Annotated in this window: 15 protein-coding genes; 4 read left to right on the forward strand and 11 right to left on the reverse strand. The window is 50.4% G+C overall.

Features of this window, described 5'->3' with window-relative positions; translation table 11 throughout:
* Positions 1–59 precede the first annotated feature (59 nt).
* From Q0Y65_RS03745 to Q0Y65_RS03755, 3 genes are all read left to right on the forward strand, one after another.
* Entirely contained in the window at positions 60–1,364 is a 1,305-nt protein-coding gene (locus Q0Y65_RS03745; protein ID WP_297957237.1) for a GGDEF domain-containing protein, read from the forward strand.
* A gap of 3 nt (positions 1,365–1,367) precedes the next feature.
* Entirely contained in the window at positions 1,368–2,144 is a 777-nt protein-coding gene (locus Q0Y65_RS03750; RefSeq protein ID WP_297957240.1) for a hypothetical protein, read from the forward strand.
* Positions 2,145–2,344: 200 nt separating this feature from the next.
* Positions 2,345–5,806: a glycoside hydrolase family 9 protein gene (locus Q0Y65_RS03755; protein WP_297957243.1), complete on the forward strand. Its 3,462-nt coding sequence runs from the start codon at positions 2,345–2,347 to the stop codon at positions 5,804–5,806.
* 41 nt (positions 5,807–5,847) lie between these two features.
* On the opposite strand, the gene queF is transcribed toward Q0Y65_RS03755, so the two are convergent.
* From queF to Q0Y65_RS03810, 11 genes are all read right to left on the reverse strand, one after another.
* Positions 5,848–6,345, reverse strand: a complete 498-nt coding sequence (queF, locus tag Q0Y65_RS03760) for a preQ(1) synthase (RefSeq protein WP_297957246.1) — start codon at positions 6,343–6,345, stop codon at positions 5,848–5,850.
* 2 nt (positions 6,346–6,347) lie between these two features.
* The gene (queC, locus tag Q0Y65_RS03765) at positions 6,348–7,034 is read right to left on the reverse strand and encodes a 7-cyano-7-deazaguanine synthase QueC (protein ID WP_297957248.1); all 687 of its coding nucleotides are present in this window, start codon (positions 7,032–7,034) and stop codon (positions 6,348–6,350) included.
* 10 nt (positions 7,035–7,044) lie between these two features.
* A complete protein-coding gene (gene folE / locus Q0Y65_RS03770; protein WP_297957251.1) occupies positions 7,045–7,614 on the reverse strand; it encodes a GTP cyclohydrolase I in 570 nt (189 codons plus the stop codon).
* Positions 7,614–8,276: a putative 7-carboxy-7-deazaguanine synthase QueE gene (queE, locus tag Q0Y65_RS03775; protein ID WP_297957254.1), complete on the reverse strand. Its 663-nt coding sequence runs from the start codon at positions 8,274–8,276 to the stop codon at positions 7,614–7,616. Before queE ends, folE begins: the two co-directional genes overlap by 1 nt.
* Positions 8,273–8,698: a 6-carboxytetrahydropterin synthase QueD gene (gene queD, locus Q0Y65_RS03780; protein WP_297957257.1), complete on the reverse strand. Its 426-nt coding sequence runs from the start codon at positions 8,696–8,698 to the stop codon at positions 8,273–8,275. Before queD ends, queE begins: the two co-directional genes overlap by 4 nt.
* 255 nt (positions 8,699–8,953) lie before the next feature.
* Entirely contained in the window at positions 8,954–14,560 is a 5,607-nt protein-coding gene (locus Q0Y65_RS03785; protein ID WP_297957259.1) for a hypothetical protein, read from the reverse strand.
* A gap of 6 nt (positions 14,561–14,566) precedes the next feature.
* Positions 14,567–15,517 carry a hypothetical protein gene (locus Q0Y65_RS03790; RefSeq protein ID WP_297957262.1) on the reverse strand — a complete coding sequence of 317 codons (951 nt, stop codon included), beginning with the start codon at positions 15,515–15,517 and terminating at the stop codon, positions 14,567–14,569.
* On the reverse strand, positions 15,514–15,915 hold the full coding sequence (locus Q0Y65_RS03795) for a hypothetical protein (protein WP_297957264.1): 402 nt from the start codon (positions 15,913–15,915) through the stop codon (positions 15,514–15,516). Before Q0Y65_RS03795 ends, Q0Y65_RS03790 begins: the two co-directional genes overlap by 4 nt.
* A gap of 11 nt (positions 15,916–15,926) precedes the next feature.
* The gene (locus tag Q0Y65_RS03800; protein WP_297957267.1) at positions 15,927–17,627 is read right to left on the reverse strand and encodes a serine/threonine-protein kinase; all 1,701 of its coding nucleotides are present in this window, start codon (positions 17,625–17,627) and stop codon (positions 15,927–15,929) included.
* Positions 17,628–17,643: 16 nt separating this feature from the next.
* Complete coding sequence (locus Q0Y65_RS03805; RefSeq protein WP_297957270.1) at positions 17,644–18,423, reverse strand: PP2C family serine/threonine-protein phosphatase; 780 nt, start codon at positions 18,421–18,423, stop codon at positions 17,644–17,646.
* 12 nt (positions 18,424–18,435) lie between these two features.
* Complete coding sequence (locus Q0Y65_RS03810; protein ID WP_297957274.1) at positions 18,436–19,806, reverse strand: FHA domain-containing protein; 1,371 nt, start codon at positions 19,804–19,806, stop codon at positions 18,436–18,438.
* Between the two features lie 250 nt (positions 19,807–20,056).
* On the opposite strand from Q0Y65_RS03810, the gene Q0Y65_RS03815 reads away from it, so the two are divergent.
* On the forward strand, positions 20,057–20,554 hold the full coding sequence (locus Q0Y65_RS03815) for a GNAT family N-acetyltransferase (protein WP_297957278.1): 498 nt from the start codon (positions 20,057–20,059) through the stop codon (positions 20,552–20,554).
* Positions 20,555–20,646: the final 92 nt, after the last annotated feature.

The following is a 20,646-nucleotide window of genomic DNA, read 5'->3' on the forward strand; positions in this document are numbered from 1 at the left end:
GCTCTGTCTATGCCCGACAGACGCAGAGTCTGAAAAATAACAGCTTAGGGGGGCTGAACGTGAATACCGACAGAATAAGCAATATCACCTTTGATGACGCCATCAGATACGCAGGACAAAGTGCGGACGCTGTTTTCGTCGCCGACGGCAAAGCAGATGTTTACAAGGCCTTGGTCAGACGGGGATTTTTTTCGGAATACCTTCGTGAGGAAGGCCGCTACCACGATCTTATCGAAAGACTCTGGTATCACTTCAACAACAGCGAGGACAAGGTCATAGAGGATTACCATGTGTTTATACCAACTGCGGGTAAATTCGCAGGCAAGTACAGCAAAAGGCTGAACATAACCTTTAACGAAAAGGCGCATATCGTTCAGATGACCATTTATCCCATGGAAGAGGAACAGGTATACCTGTTCGTTCTGAACGAGCTTGACGGAAGTTTTTACATCGACGAGACCCTTACCACAAAAAAGGTCAGCACCATTCAGAACACCTATCTTTTCTCCATGTATGTCGATCTGGTAAAGGACACTACCAACAGCATAAGCATAACCGAAATATCCGACGAGGTCATGAACCAGCAGCTGAAATACTCCGACTGGCGCATGATGATCGTGAATATGATATGGCCCGACGATAAGGATATATTCCTGGAGAGGACGGATCCGGAGTATCTGAAGAAGAACCTTGCTCCCGGACGCACTACCTCCTTTGACTGCCTCATGATGAACCTTGAGGGAAAGTTCATATGGGTAAAGCTGATATTCAGCCGCGCCGAGACCCTCAACCCCGACGATTTCAGATTCGTATTCATGGTGCAGGATATACACGAGAACGCAGAGGAGCTCATGTCAACGCTGAAAAAGTACGAGGATCTGGCCTCAAAGGATCCCCTCACTTCCATATACAACCACGGCAGGATCGAAACAGAGATGTTCAACGCCATTGAGAACATTAAGAAAAACGGCGGCAGTGTGGCAATGATGATACTCGATATCGACTACTTCAAGCGTGTCAATGACGAGTTCGGCCATTCTGTAGGAGATGTGACCCTTGTCCGCTTTGCCGAGGTCATAACGGATTTCCTCAGCGATCACAAGGCTGTAGCGGGACGCTGGGGCGGAGAGGAATTCGTTGCCGTAGTCTACGATATCGATGAAGAAGCGGCCGTAAGTCTGGCAGAAACCCTCAGAGAAAAGGTAGCCGCAGAGGACTTCACAAAAATAGGACATATAACCTGTAGTATCGGCGTTACCTCCGCAGGTCCCGACGACGATCTGAACACAGCCTTCAACCGCATGGACAAGGCGGTGTATTCCGCAAAATCCGCAGGCAGGAACTGCGTAAAGGCGGTATTCTGACATATGAGAAAGCTAATAATAGTCGAAGGTCTCCCATGCTCGGGAAAAAGCACCACTGCCCGTTATATAGCGGAACAGCTGGACATGACATACATAGACGAGGGCAGCGGCTGTCACCCTGCCGACTACGAATTCCACGCTTACATCACCTGTGACGAGCTGAAAAGCTTCACGCCGCGGCAGCAGTCCCGGATACTGAACTGTGCAGAAAAAAAGCAGGGAGGTTACATTGTCCCCATAGGCAGCTTTGAAGGCGAACTCGCAGAAAAGCTTATCAGCCGCAAGATATACGACTTTCTCCCCTGGGAGACCGAGTACCCGCTCATGCTGGACAAGTGGAAGGAATTTGCCGGCACTATCGGCAGCAGGCGCTATGTTTTCAACTGTGTGCTGCTCCAGAACCCCATGTGCGAGACCATGATGAGATTCAACTATGACATATCGGTATCCGCAGGATATATAGGCAGAATATGGGATATCATCGCACCTCTTGAGCCCTTTGTGGTATACCTCCGCACGGAGGATATAAGAGCAGCTGTGGAAGCTGCGGCTCCCGCACGCGGTGAAGAATGGCTCAGCGGCGTTATAGATTATCACTGTAACGGTGCATACGGCAGAGCCCACGGTCTCAGCGGAATGGACGGATATATCGAGGCTCTCGCAGAGCGGCAGCACCGCGAAACAGAGATACTGAAGTCACTCGGTGCAGACCATATCATAATCGAGGCCCCTCAGAAAGACTGGGAAAAGACCTACAAAGACATAATGTCAGCAATATGACCGATGCCTCCTTCCTGCGGGAAGGAGGTATTGTTTTTTTATACTTGACTTCATACATATTATAGTCTATAATTAATATATAATCCGACTTTTTATCAGGGAAAGTCGTCAGATTATACAATCAACAAAATGCTATGGCAGCATATCACACGACAAAAGCCGCTTGATAAGCGGCGATCTCATTCAGGGAGGGAACAAGAATGAAAAAGAAAACATCCAAACATCCAATCAGAAAAATGATGGCACTATCCATCGCTGCGGTAAGCACTGCCGCCTTTGTGCCGTTCACGGCCAATGCGGACTGTCTCGGCCAGAACGACTTTGACGATGGAATAGCACTGCCATGGTCGGTATTTCGGAATATACCTGCCGAGCAGCATTTTGAGACCGAGGGCGGAAGCTACAATATCACCATCGTAAATCCCGGCGGAAAGGAAAGAGGCGGAGATTCAAGATGGGATCTCGGTATACGCCACAGAGATCTCCATATTGAGAAGGATCACAAGTATAAGATACACTGGGAAGTTAATTCTTCAAATAACGGCGAGCTCGCAACCTACATAAACGATGTCAGCAGAAACGGAATGAGTTATAACACAGGTGTATGGCAGAACAACAGTGGCCAATGGGATCTGGGCTGGAACAATGTGAAGATAGAAAAGGGCGATAATAAATTCGACAGTGAATTCACTGCCGACAGAACTATAGAGGTAGCTGAATGGGCGTTCAATTACGGCGGTGCAGGCCCTTATCAGCCTCAGGACTGTTTCCCCGAGGGTACCACGCTCAAATTCGATAATATGCGTCTGGAATGCGAGACCTGCGGAGAGGTATTCAAGGACAAAAGTTCTACCCCTTGTCTCTGGGATCCCTCAAACGAAATGGGAATTGTAACTCCCAGAAGCGACGTAAGGATAAATCAGGTTGGCTACTTCTCATTGGCAGACAAAAGGGCAACTTACGCTACAAGCGAAGAAAAGAGCGCCGTAAGCTTTGTTGTCAAGAAGAACGGTAACACTGTATATGAGGGCAAGGGCACGCCCATAGGCTTTGACAAGGAGGCAGGAGAATACTGCCAGATACTGGATTTCAGCACGGTAACTGATCCGGGTACCTACACCATAGAGGTTGACGACCAGGACAATGTTTACACCAATCCCCGCACAGGCGAGGTCTATAAGAAATATATAAGCCATGAATTTAAAATAGGCCATGATATCTACTATGGGATACTCACGGATGCAATGAATTACTACTACCAGAACCGCTCCGATGAGGATATAATCGAGAAAAACCTTACTTCGTACAATCCAAAGGATCCTAAAGGCAAGCATGGACTTGCACATTCTGCTTTCCACAAGAAGGACAAGGCTTATATCCAATCAAAGTGGGTAAGATACTACGAAAATGAATTTGACGGCAATACTAAGGATTCTATCGACGTAACAGGCGGCTGGTACACAGGCTCAACCTATACAAAGAACGTTATATCAGGCGCAAACTCGGTATGGCTCCTCCAGAATATGTACGAGAGGTCTAAGGTACTGGATGATCCCAATGAGGAATCTCTCAGAGAGGCAAGATACGAGCTTGAGTGGATGTTCAAAATGATAGTTGATCCCGAAAAGGACTCATACTGGGGCAAGAACCATACAGGCTTCGTATACCATGAGGTCAACGACCACAAGTTTATAGATTTCGATGCTGATCCCATGGACTATCAGGAAAAGTATAAAGCTACCCGTATAGTAAGACCTCCGACGTATGCGGCTACTTTCAATATGATAGCCTGTGCAGCTCAGGCTTCACGTCTGTGGAAGGGCATAGACGATGAATTTGCTGCGGAATGCCTTGAAAAAGCTGAGGCATCATGGAAGGCTGTGATGAAATATCAGTCAAAATGGCATATTAACTACGGACAGTATGAGAGTGACCCGCAGTTTGCTCCCACTGTGGGTTACATAGGAACTGGACTGTATGATGACAATTATGTTCAGGACGAAGCATACTGGGCAGCCTGCGAGCTGTTCTCAACAACAGGTTCAGACGAGTATTACGACTACCTGAAAGCATATAATAACGAAACAAATGCTTCAGGAAGCGGAAAGGCATTCGATATAGAGCTTGTATCCAAATCAGAGAATACTCCTATTGCCTTCTTCGATGATGAACATACTGCTTCTATGGGAACACTTTCGCTTTACCTCAGCGACAAGACCTCTGATATGGATAAAGAGTACATCTCCGACAATATCATCAAAGCGGCAGATATACTTTTAGAGAGGGAATACGATCCGACCAACGGAATGGGATTACCATACAAGCAATTCCGGAACGCTGACGTGATAGGTGTGCCCGGTCCCCTGATCTTGGAAGGGTATGCTCCCTCCTCCAATGCATATGTAGCAAATAATGCTATAATCATGGGCTATGCCTATGATGCGGCAAATCATGATATGAAGTACCTCAACGGTTCGGCACAGGCTCTGGACTACCTTTTTGGCAGGAACGGTCTCGGCATATCATATGTCACGGGATACGGCACATACCACACTGAAAATCCCACACACAGATACTGGAAGCACGAGATAGACAACGATTATCCCATGGCTCCCTGGGGAGTACTGGTCTGCGGACCTAATTCATTGCTTGAAGACGATCATGTTAAATCTCTCGGAATGAGAGTGGGTCAAGTCGCTCCTCAGAAATGCTACGCCGACTCAGTAGAAGCCTGGAGCTCAAACGACACGTCTCCTCAGTGCCAGGCAGCCCTCATATGGAACCTCGGCTTCATCGAGGATGCAATGATCTTCGGTCCCGTTCCGCCGCCTGTCACAACAACTACAACGACTACTACCACGCCTCCTACGGTCACTACAACAACTACCACTGTTCCCGATGATAAGCCCATAATAATCTGCGACAAGTTTGATCTGGAGCCGTACGAAACCGCTACTATATCGGTTAAAAACGCTTCGAGCTTTACCATAAAGCCCGAAAAGAATGCAGACGGAACTGATTTTACTTATAGCTTTGATGTAACCAACAACTCTGACGGCTCTGTTTCCGTAACTGCCAAAGGCGGCGGCATTGCAGTATTTGATGTAAATGCAGACGGAGTTTACAAGAAAGTTATCATCACCTGCGCATCGGGCAATGGTGCCCCCGGTTCTAACAGTTACGGTTATGATATCGTAAGGAATGCAAGTATTGAGAAATGCTCAGGCAAGGTCGGCTTCTATAAACTTGAGGGCAAGGAGGACTATATCCTGTTCTCCGATTCCTTCCTTTACAGACAGACCGACGTAGATGCTGCCACCAAGCTCGGCAATACAGTCTCAGGTGTGATATGCTATGATAGACAAACCAGGTACGTATCATGGGCTGCACTTACGTCCTCCGAGGGCGAACTTTGTGAGCTGAAGCTGGGTGATACCAACTGCGACGGAACCATAGAGCTTGCAGACGCTATACTCACCATGCAGAGCCTTGCAAACCCCAATAAATATGGACTTGCAGGCACAGCTCCCAAGCACCTGACAGAACAGGGCAAGGAAAACGGCGACGTTGATAAGTCCACAGAGGGACTTACCTCCAATGACGCCCTCCGCATACAGGAGTATCTGCTCAACAAAAAAGTATCATTCGACACCATGTATTAACAAAAAATTCCCGAAGCCTTACCGCTTCGGGGATTTTTTCATTATCTGTTATTGATGCTCTCGGGGTACATATCATGGTGAGCCAGTCTGTCCCATGCCAACTGCTCCCACTTTGTTCCTGCCATACCGTAATTGCAGTAGGGGTCGATTGATATGCCGCCTCTGGGCAGGAATTTTCCCCACACCTCGATATACTTGGGCTCCATGAGCTTGATGAGATCCTTCATGATGATATTGACACAGTCCTCATGGAAGTCGCCGTGATTGCGGAAGCTGAAAAGGTACAGCTTCAGCGACTTGCTCTCCACCATTTTCTCGCCGGGGATATAGGATATGTATATCGAAGCGAAGTCGGGCTGTCCCGTTATAGGACAGAGACTTGTGAACTCGGGACAGTTGAACTTCACGAAGTAATCGTTGTCGGGGTGCTTGTTGGGGAAGGTCTCCAGCACCGACGGATCGTAGTCCGAGGAATACTTTGTATTGTTATTGCCAAGGAGAGTTATGCTCCCCTTCTCATTTTCTGTTCTACCGCTCATAGTTATTCTCCTTTCATTGCAGGGTCGTCAATTCCGTTTGCCCTGAATGCAGCTATCCTGTCACGGCAGGTGCCGCATACTCCGCATGGACTGTCGCCGCCCTCGTAGCAGCTCCATGTGAGCTCATAGGGAACTCCCAGCCTCAGTCCCTCGGCAACCACCTGCGCCTTGTTCATGCCGATAAAGGGAGCGATAACGCGGAGCTCTCCGCCGCTTCCCAGGTGTATGGCACGATTGATGGCGTCGTTGAAGTCGCTGCTGCAATCGGGATAGGCATTGCCTGCGGCGTCATCGCTGTGAGCGCCGTAGTATATCTCCGTACAGCCGTTTGACAGGGCTATGCTTGCCGCAGAGGCAAGGAAAAGGCCGTTCCTGAACGGAACGTATGTAGATACGGGCTTGCCGCCGGTCTTTTTGAGCTGCTCCGCGTAGCTCTCCTCAGGGATATCCTCATCCGAGCCTTTGAGCAGAGAGCAGTCGCTGTCTGCAAATATCAGCGCAAGGTCAAGCTCCTTATGCTTTACGCCGTAACGCGCGGCTATAGTCCTTGCCGCTTCAAGCTCGCGGCTGTGCTTCTGTCCGTAATAGAGCGAAAGTGCAAGCACCTCGTCCGCTCCGTATTTATCCGCAGCGATGGCGAGACAGGTAGTGCTGTCCACGCCGCCGCTGAAAAGTACCAATGCTTTCATGACGTCCTCCTCAGTCAAATTTTACCAGCTCTTTCAGCTCGGCGCTGTCACGGAAGGCTCCCATAAAAGTGCCCGTGACCGTCTTTGCGTTGGGGTTGCGTATTCCCCTTGCCGTCATACAGCTGTGACTGCCCCGTATCATTACTCCCACGTCGGGAGTACCTGCGGCCTCGGAGATTATCTCCGCGATGTCCTTGCCCAGACGCTCCTGGAGCTGAAGACGCTTTGCCGCCATATCGCAGATACGGGCTATCTTGCTTAGTCCCAGCACCCTGCCGTGAGGGATATAGGCAACGTTTACGCTCATATCGTACATGAGAGCCAGGTGGTGCTCACAGTAGCTGAACACGGTTATATCCTTCATTACCACGGCGCTGTCCGTATCGGGATCGCTGTCAGTCTCAAAGGTCTTGCCGAACATCTCCGCTATCTGATGATTGGTATATGCCGTTCCCTCAAGGACCTCCTCAAGCATACGCGCCACGCGGGCAGGAGTCTCCTTCAGGCCCTCACGCTCCGGATCCTCTCCGATAGCCTTTATCAGTCCGAGAACGTGGTATTCTATTGCTTCTCTGTCCATCAAACGCCCCTCCTTGAAGGCTCCCATATGAATTTATGCAGCTGTAACTGCAATCTTACGCCGTTCATTCTGCGCTCCTCCATGAACGCAACTATGTCCGCAGGATCTATCTCGCCGAAAACGGGGCTGATGTACACATGACAGCGCTCCGTCAGCTTGTATGTCTGTATTATATCCGCTGCCCTTTCCAGATCCTCCATGCTGCCCGACACGAATTTCACCGTATCATGGCAGTCCAGCAGGCGGAAGTTTTCCATGCACATGAACTCCTCCATACCGCTTGAGGGCAGCTTGTAGTCCATAGTAAAAACGGGTCTGTGCTCAGAGGCAGCCAGCCCGTCAAGGGCAATACTGCCGTTGGTCTCTATCTCCACGCGGCAGCCCATTTCCATGAGCAGAGCGATAAGTCTGCCGCACTCCTTATGGAGAAGCGGCTCTCCGCCCGTAAGAGTGACATTATGTACGCCCGTTGCCGATACCCAGTCCGCTATCTCCTCCGGTGTCTCAGTATCGGCGGGAGCATTTTCACAGTTGGCCCAGGCGGTATCGCAGTAGGAGCAGCTGAGATTGCAGCCGCGGAAACGTACAAATACAGCCAACTCGCCTGCGTGAGCGCCCTCACCGTTTATACTCACGAATTTTTCAACTACGGGAAGCATCATATCCCCTCCTCATATACGGCGCAGTTTTCGGGAGTCTCATACACCGTGATACTTTTCACGGGAAGTCCCTTTTCTCTCAGAACGCCAAAGAAATGCCTTGCAAAGTTCTCGGCTGTAGGACGGAAGTCCACACATATCAGACGGAAATCCTCACCGCGGAGAGCCGCAACAGTGGTCTCCTTCAGTGAGCCGTTCTCATAGATAAGAGCGTGATCGAAGCTGTCCGCAAGGGCTCTCACCTCATGCTTGAGGTCGCCGAAGTCGATGACCATGCCTCTTTTTTCGCCCTTGCTGATGAGCTGACCGCTGTACACAACAGCCTCCACCTTCCAGCGGTGGCCGTGGATATTGGCGCACTTGCCGTTATATCCCGCAAGGAAGTGCGCGCTGTCGAACTCTGCGGAAGTTTTCAGATAATACATTTTTTCACCTCAGATAAATAAAAAGCGCCTGCCATAAGCAGACGCATCTGTATCACACAAAGAGCGCAGTATCCCCTGCACTCACAGATGCCCTGGTTTTGTTTAACGACAGGATGGCGCAAACGAACTGTCGGGAGAAAACTCCGAAAAACATTATAGCATTTATCCGCGAATATGTCAAGAGGCTGCGAAAAACTACACACAGGAAAAAGCCGCTATGGGTTGCATAGCGGCTTATATACTCATATACTGTTATCACAGCAGTCTGTTCTTTCTCCTTCTTCTCAGCAGGAAAGCACCTGTGCCTGCAAGAAGGACTGTGGATATGCCTGCCACCTTGACCCATGTCCTGCGGACCAGGAGCCTTACAACGCTTGTGGTTACAAGCACGTTCCTGTAGGTGTACTCCACCTCGTTATCGGCCATATCCGTAAGCTTTACCCTTATGTTCTGGGCGTGACCCGAATTGGGGATAACGAATGTACACTCGTCGTCGGTCAGTCTTGAATGAACCTTGTCGCCGTTGATGTAGACCTCAACGCTCTTGAGATTGACATTATCGCTTACCGAGAGATGAGCAGTATAATTCTCGCCCTTGTATGCGCTGTTCTCGCTGATGTTCAGCGGTATGCACAGAGGCTTTGTCTTGTCCACGAAGAATGTGAGCTCCGCCTTCTTCTTGTCGGAGTCGCTGACGTTGATATTGCCTGCCTCATCGGTTGAATGGACAGACACGGTGTACTTGGCGTCGCTGTCGAAGTTACTTGCATAGATGGTATATGTGTACTCCGACCACTCCTCACTGCCTCCGCTGTGCTCAACATAGTAGTCCCTGCCCTCGCTGAGCTCGATGATCTCCGAATCCTTTGTGATATAAACGGAGCTCTTGCCCGAATGCTTGTCGGCATTGTACTCGGTTATGACAACATCCTGAGGCTTTGAGAGATACTTGTTCTCCAGCTTTCTTGTTTTCTCGCTGAACTCGAATGTAGAGCCGAACCTGTTTACCGAGAAGCTGTAGGACGTCTTGCGCTCGTTGTCGGCATTGTCCTTTACGCTGGCATTGATGGTATAGATATCATCATATGTCTTTCTCGCAGGGAAGTTATCGAATATGTACTCCAGACCGTCGGGAGTCTCATTGAACCTGCCCTCATAGGCAAGTCCCTTTCCGCGCTTTGCACCGTCAAGAGTTATCTTTATGCTATCCTTGTCAAGATTTGTGTCGCTGAATCGTATACGGGGCATTACAACAGCGTCGCTGTTGGCCTTTTCGATATCGCTGATACCGATAGAAGGAGCGGAGGTATCGATGCAGAAACGTGTGCTGTACGCTTCAAGGTGGTTGCCCGCCTTATCGCGTCCCGAAACGTTTACCGCATACTCGCCGTCCTTGCTGAGTTTTACTGAGGAGGTATAGTATCCGCCTGCATTGCTCCACTCTGACGGCTTGGGGAAGCCCTCGGCGCTGCCGTTGAGAGTTCCCGAAACGTTTATCCTTGAAGGATCGAAATTCTGATCGCTGATCCTGAATGTCATGGTCATATTATCGCGGTAGTAATGCTCGTTCTCGAGGCTCCTGTCAAAGCCCACATTGAGAACGGGAGCCGTTCTGTCCACGGTAAAGGTCTGCGAGGTATAGTCGGGAGCTTTTCTGCCTGCCATATCCCTGCACTTTACAGCAAGGGTATATACGCCGTCATCATCGAAGGTGACCTCGGCGCTGTGCTGAGCAGAATCCGTACCCTGAACACCGCCTGCGATATTCCATACGGGGCGCTGTCTTACGCCGTTTACGGTTATCTCCACAAGTTCTCCGTCAAAATTGCGCTCGGTAACCGTGACAACGGCCTTGCGGGCATTCCTGTATATATCATGGAATTCCTGATCTCCGCTTCCCTGATCCGTAAATGCCACATCCACCTTGGGATCGACCTTGTCTATGCTGAAGCTCTTGCTGTCAGCCTCCTCGGAACCGTGTCCCGCTTTGTCGCTATAGCCCAGAGAAATGGTATTGCCGTTGCGGTTATCCGAGAAATGTATGCTGCCGTTCATGGCGGTGATGATATTAGCGAAATCTCCCGACGGCTGCCATATATCCGCACCGTCGCCTTCGAGGCCTTTATCCTCGTTTATCTTTACTGTACCGCTGCCCTGACCTGTTGATGAAACCGTAATTTCGGACAGACCCGAGAAGCTGTCACGGACGCTGAGCTTCACGTCAATATCGCTGCTGTAGAGGGGCAGCCCTTCACCGTCGAAATGATCGGCAGCGGGCAGCTCTATGGAAGCAGACGAGCTCTGACCGTGCTTTGTACCGGTCTCGGTTATGATACCGAAGGTGGTAACGGATTCGGAGCTCCTATCGGTATTGCTCTTCAGGCTCACCACAACTGTTCCGCGGAAATCCGCAGGTACGGTGAAGCTCCACTCCTTGTCAGCCTCGATGACCTTCACATCAGGCACCTGCCTGCTGAGGGTACCGTCCATATTTATAAGGTGCAGATTAACAGCGGATATGCCCGATATAGGTATATTGCTGCCTGCTTTTACGCGGAGCTCCGCAGCACCGCCAGAGAATACATTGAAATGCTGTGTGCCGCTCTTATTAATGATATTTCTTCTGTCGAAGAACACGCCTGCAACAGTGGGCTTTTCGAGCTCCAGGAATATCTTTTCGCTCTGATCGCCGCTCTCATGGCCTGCAAAATCGTAAGCTCTTATGCTGACAGCGATACCGCCCTTGTCGGGAACGTCGCTGTAGCTGCCCGAGGACTGTCTGCCGAGACGGTAATAGCCGCCGCCCAGAGAATACTCAAAGTCGTCATCATTGTCCGATCTGATCACAGCCCTGAAGCTGTCGGGAGCAGTATCTGCGTCAAAGGCTACATAGTAGCTGCCATCTGCAAGTGCAGCGGCGTCCATGCCTGTGTCTGCAAGCACGATCTCGTTGTCCCTGCCGTTGATGTTAATGGCTATCTTCTCCACGCCCGAGCATATATCGGGCTCTGCGTCGGCAGCCTCTATCTTCATTTTCAGGCTCTCAAAGCGGCTGTACCACTTCTTAGTCTGATTGCCGCTTTCGTTGACATACAGATCTTCGGGATCGGAACTGTCTGTGATACTGCACAAAGGCGCCTTGTTATCTACGATGATGGTGAAGCTGTTCTTTACATCGGCGCTGCTGAATTCCGACTCGTTGCCGGTTCTGTCAAAGGCATGGATATCCACGCTTCCGCTGAGATCCCTGCCGCTGAGGTCGCCGCTCGTTATCCTTGCGGTATAGAAGCTGCCGTCTCTGTCCATGGGGTGCAGCTGTCCGTCAATGCTCCACATTACCCTGTCAACGCCGGAGCCGCCCTTGTCCGAAAGCTCTGCCCTGACGGAGGTGCCGTCCCTGAGAACGTAGCGCTTCACGCCGTCCTTTTCGCCGACGAAAACTGCGTCCTGTATAGTTATATCGTTGTTTTCAAGCGCAGGAGCCGTACCGTCGTAGTTGAACACGATCTCGTCGGCCTTTTCGCCTGTGCCTGTATTGTCGCTGTTATCCACTGCATAAACGGGCAGAACGTCCCTGAAGGTATCAGATGCGTTAGCCGAAGCTGCCGTAAGCTTTACGCTGAAGCTCTGTGTGGCCTTGTCAAAAGAAAGCTCGGGAACACAGCGGTAGCTGCTCTTTGCGGAAGCCACAGCGGATCTGTAATCACTTACCGCAGCCTTGAAATTGTTCAGATTCTTCCGGGCAAGATCCAGCTTCTTTGTCAGCGTTTCGGGAACGTCCTTATCGGCGGCAACAAGCTCATTTTTCTCCTCCGTAAAGGAGTTGAAACGGTTTGTAAGCACCTTTTCGATCTCGTCGCACACGCCGTTCCTGAGTATTTTCTTGTAATAGTAATAGCTGTTGCCCTGATCGTCGTAGCCCTCACCAAGATCGCTGAGCTCGAAGGTCTTGAGGTAGTTCACAGCCTTCTGCTCTGCCGCAAGGATATCAGCATTCTCAATATATCCCGTAACAGCCTGACCGTCCTGCCAGCCTTCATCGGGTCTGTCGAACCTGTAATCTCCAACGATTACCGAGCGTATCTCCTGCTTGTCCTCGGTGGGAGCGTTTATGTAATTGTCGTATATCTCCTTTATGTACTTATCAGCATAGGAGCCTGTACCGTTTGCGGGCAGAGGACATTCCTCGGTGTCGTCCACATAGATATTCGCAGACATACCGTCCTTACCCGACCACGCACCGGGATCGGGCTTATTGCCTGTGGCGGGATCCTTTGCCTCAGCAGCAGGCGCATTCCTGTCCATATAGAAGCAGATGCTTCCGTTGAGGCCGTTGGTGATGCCGTCTCCGTCCTTCAGGATATCCTTCGCGATAATGAAGCGTGAATCATCTATGACTCCGCTGTTGAGCACGAAACCGCTCTTGTCCCTGCCTATCCTGAACTTTGCATAGCCAAGTCCCGAGGCGTCATCTCCGCCGAAATAATCATAGAGGAAGGTGCTTCCGAACAGCTCCGAGGGGAATGACATGAGAGCCGTACTGGGAGCGGTGCTGTCGATGGTATAGCATTCGCTGCTCCTCTGTGATATATCGGGCTCGGGAGTATAGATATAGCTTCCGAAGCTGTCGAACTTCCTGTATGTGAGAGTCATCTCCGATACGCCTGGCTTTGCGTCTATGCGAAGGAATCTCTCCTCATTTCCGCTGAGGTCGCTGAACATACTGTCCGCAGATACCTCCACAGAGCCGTCGTAGTCATACTTACTCAGGTAGTAGTTGCCGTTCTCCAGATACGGTACCATATAGTACATATCGTCCCCGTCGATGATAAGGGGGAAATCCACTGTATCGCCGGAGCGCTGAGAGTCGCCCTCATACTCAAAGGTGGCCTTCAGCACATTGCTCACGCTGCTGACCCTGAGGGTACCGTTGCTGACATATTCGATATCCGATTTTTCCAGCAGATTTGAAAGCTTTACCGTATTGCCGCTGAGTTTTTCCGTATAGTATTTTCCGTTGCAGGATATCTGCACAGCGCTGCTGTCGGAAGTGATAAATGAGATATTCCTTACGTCTTTCCACTTGAAAGTGACAATACTCGGGTCAACGGGAAACTGCTTGTTGAACACGGCGATATCCTCATCGCCCACATCTATCCTGAAGGATCTCGGTGCTACACGGTAAACCTTTCCCGAGACATTCAGCTCATAGGACTCTCTCTCGGTGTCCACGTTCTGCTTAACGATATAGGCGCCTTCTTCCACTTTAAAGGATATACCTTCGGAGCTTCCCGCAATGATATATTCTCTTTTGGGCTTTACGGTGACAGTGGAGCCTATCCTGCCGTATTTTCCCTCCTCAAGGCCCACGAATTCAAGCTCTTTGAGGTCGGAAATGCCATTCAGAACCGTATAAGCAGCGATTATGATATTCAGATCGTCACCTGTGGCATCTTCAGCTGCGCGGTCTCTCTTAAATACATGGGAGCCGATATTCATGAATTTGTCGTCGGGTACCGCATCAGCCTTTACGGTAACAGTTCCCGAACCGTTATTATAATCAGACTCGATCACATCCTCAGATTTGAACAGATTGCCGACCAGAGCGCTGAATTCGTTCTCGGACAGTGTACATTCCTCGAAGGTGACAGTGTAGGTCACCGGCTCGCTCTCGGGCTCGGCAGGAGTGTCGTTATCCGTTGAGTTGTCCTCGGGAGGAGCTCCCGTATCATTATCGGCGGTCTGCACCACCGCAGCCGCATTGCTTTCCGTTAAAGGCATACCACAGAGAGAATGTGAGACAAAGATAAGGGCAGCCGCAAAAGCTATTTTTTTCCTGAAATCAAAGATGCCGTTATTCATCCTGATCTACCTCCTTTTTCTTGAAGCGAGTCCCACAGCCGCCGCTGCTCCTATGACAGCAGCGATAATCGCAGGAAAAGGCAGCCCGCCTCTTTTTCTTGTTTCGGTCATTCCAGTGGGAGCGGAAGTCCTCGCTGAAGATGACGTCTCTGCAGCAGAAGTGCTCGCTGCGGTGGTGGAAGTGGTGCTCCTTGCCGCAGTCGAGGTGGTTTTTGTCGTAGATACAGAGGTTGTCGTAACAGCCGCCGCAGTGGTCACAGCCGATCCGTCCGAAGAGGGAGCTTCGGAGCTGCTGACCTGTTCTGACTCAGCTGTGCCCGTTGGCGCGGCGGTCTGTTCCGAGCTCTGAACGGGTGCGGGAGATCCTCCGCTCTGCTCACGGCGGATCTCCTGCGCAGGGGGAGCTTCGATGGATACCGAGCCTCCCTGCATCTGTGAAAAGCACTCTGCGCCGAATTCGGCGTCAAAGTCGTTGTATGTGTATATAAGCATCCTGAAAGAGCCGCTGCTCTCACGGAAGGAGATATCATAGCTGCCGTCGGGTATATCCTGAGGCACTCTCAGTCTCAGATCACCTATATGGCCGTCGTCGGTGAATCTCTTTCTTTTTCCGTCGGTCTCAAAACAGATGGAAATGGTCTTTCCGGATTCGTCGCACCTGTAGATACCGACGCCTCCCAGCTCATCGGCCGCAACATCTGCTTCATATTCTTTATCGAAGCTGAGGTTCCCGTCGATCTCGAATATCATATTCAGCGACGAAAATCCGGGATTGTTCTCTATGTATATGGGCAGCTCCACAAGGGTATCGCCGCTGAGCTGCGAGCGTTCAAGCTGAACGCTGCCCAGTGACAGCATTATATCCGAGGGAGCGTCATAGGCCGAAGCGGTAACGGAAGGTGTGCAGACAAAGCACATCATGACAGCGGCAGCCGCCGCAAGAGGTCTGTAGCTCATCTGTTCCTACCGCCGTTATCTATAGCTTCAACATCAGCATTGACGAGGAGAATGTTCCTTACTATCCTGAAATCCTCCTGTGAATCGGTCTTTGTACCGACCACCACCGTATCGCTGATATCCTCATTTTTCTTCTGACCAACCACAACGGTGATTATGTCTCCGTCCTTATTATCGGACAAATCCTCGGAAAAGAAGTTCTCCTCCGCTCTCAGCGAGCGGCTAACCGAGGGAGACGGCACAGCTTCGGCTGCTGCCCTTCCGCCCTTTGCCGATATCTCGGACACTATATTTGATATCACTCTGAACTTTATGGCAATGAAAAGTGCAGCAAGGAGCAGCACAACACCAATGCCCAATGATATCTGTGATATTATCTGCCAGTGAAATGATTCCATACCGCACCTCCTTATTCAGCGCCCTTTATGCTCTCGAGGACCATTTTATAGTTATTGAGGATATACTCCTTGGTCTCTGCCGCAGAGTCTCCGGCAGCCGACGCGCTCTCGGCCTTATTCCTTATATCCTCAACGAACCTCTCCTGCTCCTCATAGGATATGCCCGACTTTGCGAAATCGTTCATATTGTCCTTTTCGAGGTTGAGAAGCGTCTTGTAGGTCTCAAGAACTATGAGCTCTGGGCTGTCCTCGGACTCCTCCACCAGCTCATTGAGCTCGTTCATATTCTCCCACAGGTCTGAGGCGTAGTTCGACTTCAGCAGCTCATACTCCTTCTTCTGAGCCTGAGAGTAGAAATCGCCTATTGCGCAGTACACCCTTGCGATCTCGTAATCCTTGGGCGAGGAGGACCTGAAGCCCTCGGTCTGCGCCTCCTTGAACCACTTTACCGCAGCTATCTTGCCTGCGGTGCTTACTTCCTGATCGGGATTTCCGTCCTCATTTCCGTAGAAGTAGTGGTACCAGTAGAGTATGCCTATGCGGAAAGCAACGTTTCCGTAATCGGGAGCCTTTTTCAGCTCGTTGGTATGCTCGTTCACAAGGCGGAGTATCTGCTCCACCTCGGCAGAATCGAATACCAGATCGTTATTGTAGAGATCCAGCAGCTTCAGATAGGCGTCGGTATAGGAGCCGTCTGCCTCGATGACGTCCTCGAAGGCGGCAGCCCTCTCGGCATAGTCGCTGGTATTCTCAGCCTTTTCCACCAGCTTGTTGAAGTCCTCGCTCCTGCTCTTGTTGGCCATAGTCCCCGCGAAGAACGAGAATGCAAGGAATACCGCGGCAGCACCTGCAAGTATACCCGAAACTCTTGCGTAGGTATGGTTCTCCGCCTTGTCCAGGGCGTCATAGAGCTCGTCGCAGTTGTGATAGCGCTTGCTTCTGTCGTCGTTGACGCACTTTCTGATTATCCTGACCACAGCGGAGCTCATGCCCTTGCCGAAGGTGAACCTCTCCGCAGAGCTTACCAGCTTGCCGTCCGCCGACACGTTCAGGGGCTTTTTGCCCGTGAGCATATGGTACAGGGTAGCGCCTATGTTGAATATATCCGTCCTCTCGTCCAGTTCCTCCTTGTTGAACTGCTCGGGAGCCGCATAGGCAGGGGTATAGGCGAATGTACCCTGCCTTCTTTCTATAACGGAGCCGAAGTCGATGAACTTCAGTTTGCCGTACTTGTCGGGACGCTTTACGTTTTCAAAGTCCTCATAGTTCCTGACCACCATGATGTTGTCAGGCTTCATATCGCTGTGTATCATACCGCATTTGTGTATGAACGACATTACCGAACAGATATCCTTCGCGTATCTCAGGAAGGTCTTCTGCCGGAAGGGATCATAGGCAAGGAGCTTCTCCATGGAAACTCCGTCTATGTAATCCTGAACTATATACAGTGCCTCGGGCTTGTTGTCGATTATTTCTATGATATTGGGGAAGTAGGAGTTCTTGACGTCCTTTTCGCAGAACTCCTTGATGAGAAGTGATTCCTGTCTTGCGTTGTAAGCGTCTGCACCGTTGGTCTTCATGACCTCCTTCACAGCACGCTGGGCGTTGTTGGCCTTCAGGTCAACGGCTCTGTATACCACGGAAGTACCGCCTTTTCCGGCGATATTCACGATCTTGTATCTGTTTTCAAGGACAAAGCCTTTATTGAGCAAATAGATCTCCTCGCTTTCAGCAGAGCTTTACCATGAGAGCGGTGATATTGTCCTTTTCGCCGCCCTTTATGACCTTGTTTTTCAGCTTTTCCAGATGAGCTGACATTATCCTCTCGTCCTCGTTTGACGAGGGCTTCAGCAGGAAATGTATATCCTCTGAAGTAATCTTCTTCCTGAAGCCGTCTGTGCAGAGCATATAGCAGTCGCCCTCTGCGTACTTGCCTATACTGTAGTCATAGGAGGTATCGTCAAGGCCTGCACCGATACAGTTGGTCAGCTGGTTCTGACGGGGATCCTTTTCGGCCATCTCCGCAGTTATGACGCCGTTTCTTACGTCCTGACCCACTACCGAATGATCGGATGTGAGTATCTTTATCTCGTCGTCGGTTATCTTATACAGCCGCGAGTCCCCCACATGGGCCGTGAGGAATCGTTTCAGCTGAGGTATTATGAGAATGCCCGTGAAAGTGGTAGCCATATCGGAGGCGTGCTTTTCAGCATATGCATTTATACTGTCGTTAAGCTGGTGGAGCCTGTCGTCAAGAGACTCCCTTATTTTGAGTACAGGCGCCGATCTTCTCATGAGGTCGGCAAAGTCCTCGGCGAACCACTCGTTTATGCGCTTGCAGACGAAGCCGCTGGCCTTTTCGCCCGAGGACAGACCGCCGACGCCGTCGCAGACAGCTGCAAAGAAGATATTCTCGCCTCTGAATTCGGCCTCAGCCGCAAAGAGAGAGTCCTGATTGACCTTTCTCACCGCGCCCTCGGTAGACACATAGGAAAACATATATTTCATAGCCGTTCACCGTCAGTTCTCTTCGTAGAATGTATAGGATATGCCGTGATACAGGAAATTGCAGCCCGAGAATATCACGGTCTTTTCACCTGCGGGGATATCGCTTCCCTCCACGTTCAGGGAGTTGCAGGATATATTCTCGATACAGATATTATGCCTGCTTCCGTTGCTCTCACGGTCGATTATAATGCCCGAGAGCTCCGCACAGGTAAAGGGATACACGAAAACAGGTATCCTCTCATTGCTGGAGCCGTTTATGAAGTAGGCGATCTTCTTCACTTTGTTCTTCGGAGGCTGCTGCTTGGCGCCTGCCGCACCCACGATAACAGTAGCTGCGTCCCCTGCGTTCACGGTGAACACGAAGGGCACGTCATAGATATAGATGACGTCGCCGCTGGTTATGGGCTCCCTGGTGATCCTTCTTGCGTTCTCGGCAAAGTCATTGAGGAAGGTACCGTTTGCCGAGCCCCTGTCCTCCACGAACCAGCCGCCGTCCTCGACGGAGATAGCCGCATGGACCTTGGATACCGTTCCCTTGTCCGTAAGGGCAATGTCATTGTCGGGGCGTCTGCCTATAGTAAAGGGCACATGATCTATGGGGAACTCCCTGTTGTTCTCGTCCTTCAGGAATGCCAGACAGTCGCTGCTCCTTCTGCTGACGAGAATGGTGTGGTCTCCGTCGTCATCGGCAGCGCTTTCGGCTGCTCCCGCCGCAGGAGACTGCATATCCGCATTATTCACTATGGCAGCCGCAGGATCCTCCTCGGGTATGGAAAGCACATCGTGGAGCAGAGTATGCAGCTGTGCATAGGAAAGGCCTCCGTTTCTGGGAGTCTTGCTGTTCTGCTTGCCCATGAGGTCCTCAAGGCAGAAGCCGTACTTCTGCATGACCGTACCGTTTGAGATAGTGATGCTGGCGCTCTTGTTGACCTTGCTCAGGAACTTCACAACGTTGGCACACTTGTAGATATTCTCGGAAAGCGGCAGATAGGCCACGAATATCCTCTGCTTCTCGGTATCGTAGTATACGTTCTTCATATCCCCAAGCAGAAGATTGTCGGCCGAAAGGCCGTCGGTAGTGGCGCAGAACTCATATATCTTCTGGAACTGGCTTATTATCCTGAAGTATTTCTCCTGAGTCATGGTCTGCTTTATGTATTCCGAGAGCGCCGTCATATTGCTCACGTTATATTTAAGGACATTTCTTGCGGCAGTCTTTTCCCATCTTATGCCGAGAAAGCCCATATCCTTCCTGCTGTTTATCAGCTGCAGCTGATCCTCGTCGATCTTGTCCTTCTTTTTCAGTCCTGCCTGAAGAAAAGTATCACAGTTCTGGTAGAGGACCTTTGTTGTGACGCTGCCCGCCATTATATCACCCCTCATTGATATACGCCGCTCAGTCATTAAGCCCGTAACCCGGCGGCATTTTTAAGAAAAATCATCTCTGTTCAAAACGCTTTTATGTCATAATTATACATATAGAATCATTATAGCACTTTTCACGACTTTTGTCAAGAATTTGAATAAGTTTACAGCAAAACAAATAATATTTTTGTGCTGTGAATCTACAAGGCTTTTTATTGCAAAAAAAAGCTCCCCATGTTATAATAAAACGAACGGGAGGTAAGGTGAAATGATACTGAAAGCTGCAAACACAGAGGATATCGAGGCGGAATATCTCTTTGTCCGCGATATCCCCGAGGACGAAAACGGCTATATAAACGTGAATCACGGAATAAGCCGCGAGGACTTCGACGAAGCCCTTGATATCATCATAGCCAATTCCCAGGGCAGAAGGCTCCCCGCGGGCTACGTCCCAGCCACTACATATTATCTGTGGGACAACGGCATTATCGTGGGAGAGTTCCAGCTCCGCCATCATCTCTGCGAATCTCTGATAAACGGCTCGGGACACATAGGCTACTACATCGCTCCCACATTCCGCGGCAGGGGCTACGCAAGCGCCGGTCTGAGGCTGCTTCTGAAGGAGGCAAGGGGTATAGTCCCCGAAAACGAATACTATCTCCATGTATTCAAAAGCAATCCCGCCTCGCTGAAGGTCATGCTCAGAAACGGAGGCAGTATACACCACGAGACAGATGACAGCTTTTTTGTCCGCATACCAAAGTAAAAAAATCGCTCCTCACAGATATTCTTCTGCGAGGAGCATTTGTATTGTGAATATAAGTAAGAGATAGGGCAAAACAAATATGAGAGGAAATA

Source organism: uncultured Ruminococcus sp. (assembly GCF_947301925.1).
Lineage (GTDB): Bacteria > Bacillota > Clostridia > Oscillospirales > Ruminococcaceae > Ruminococcus.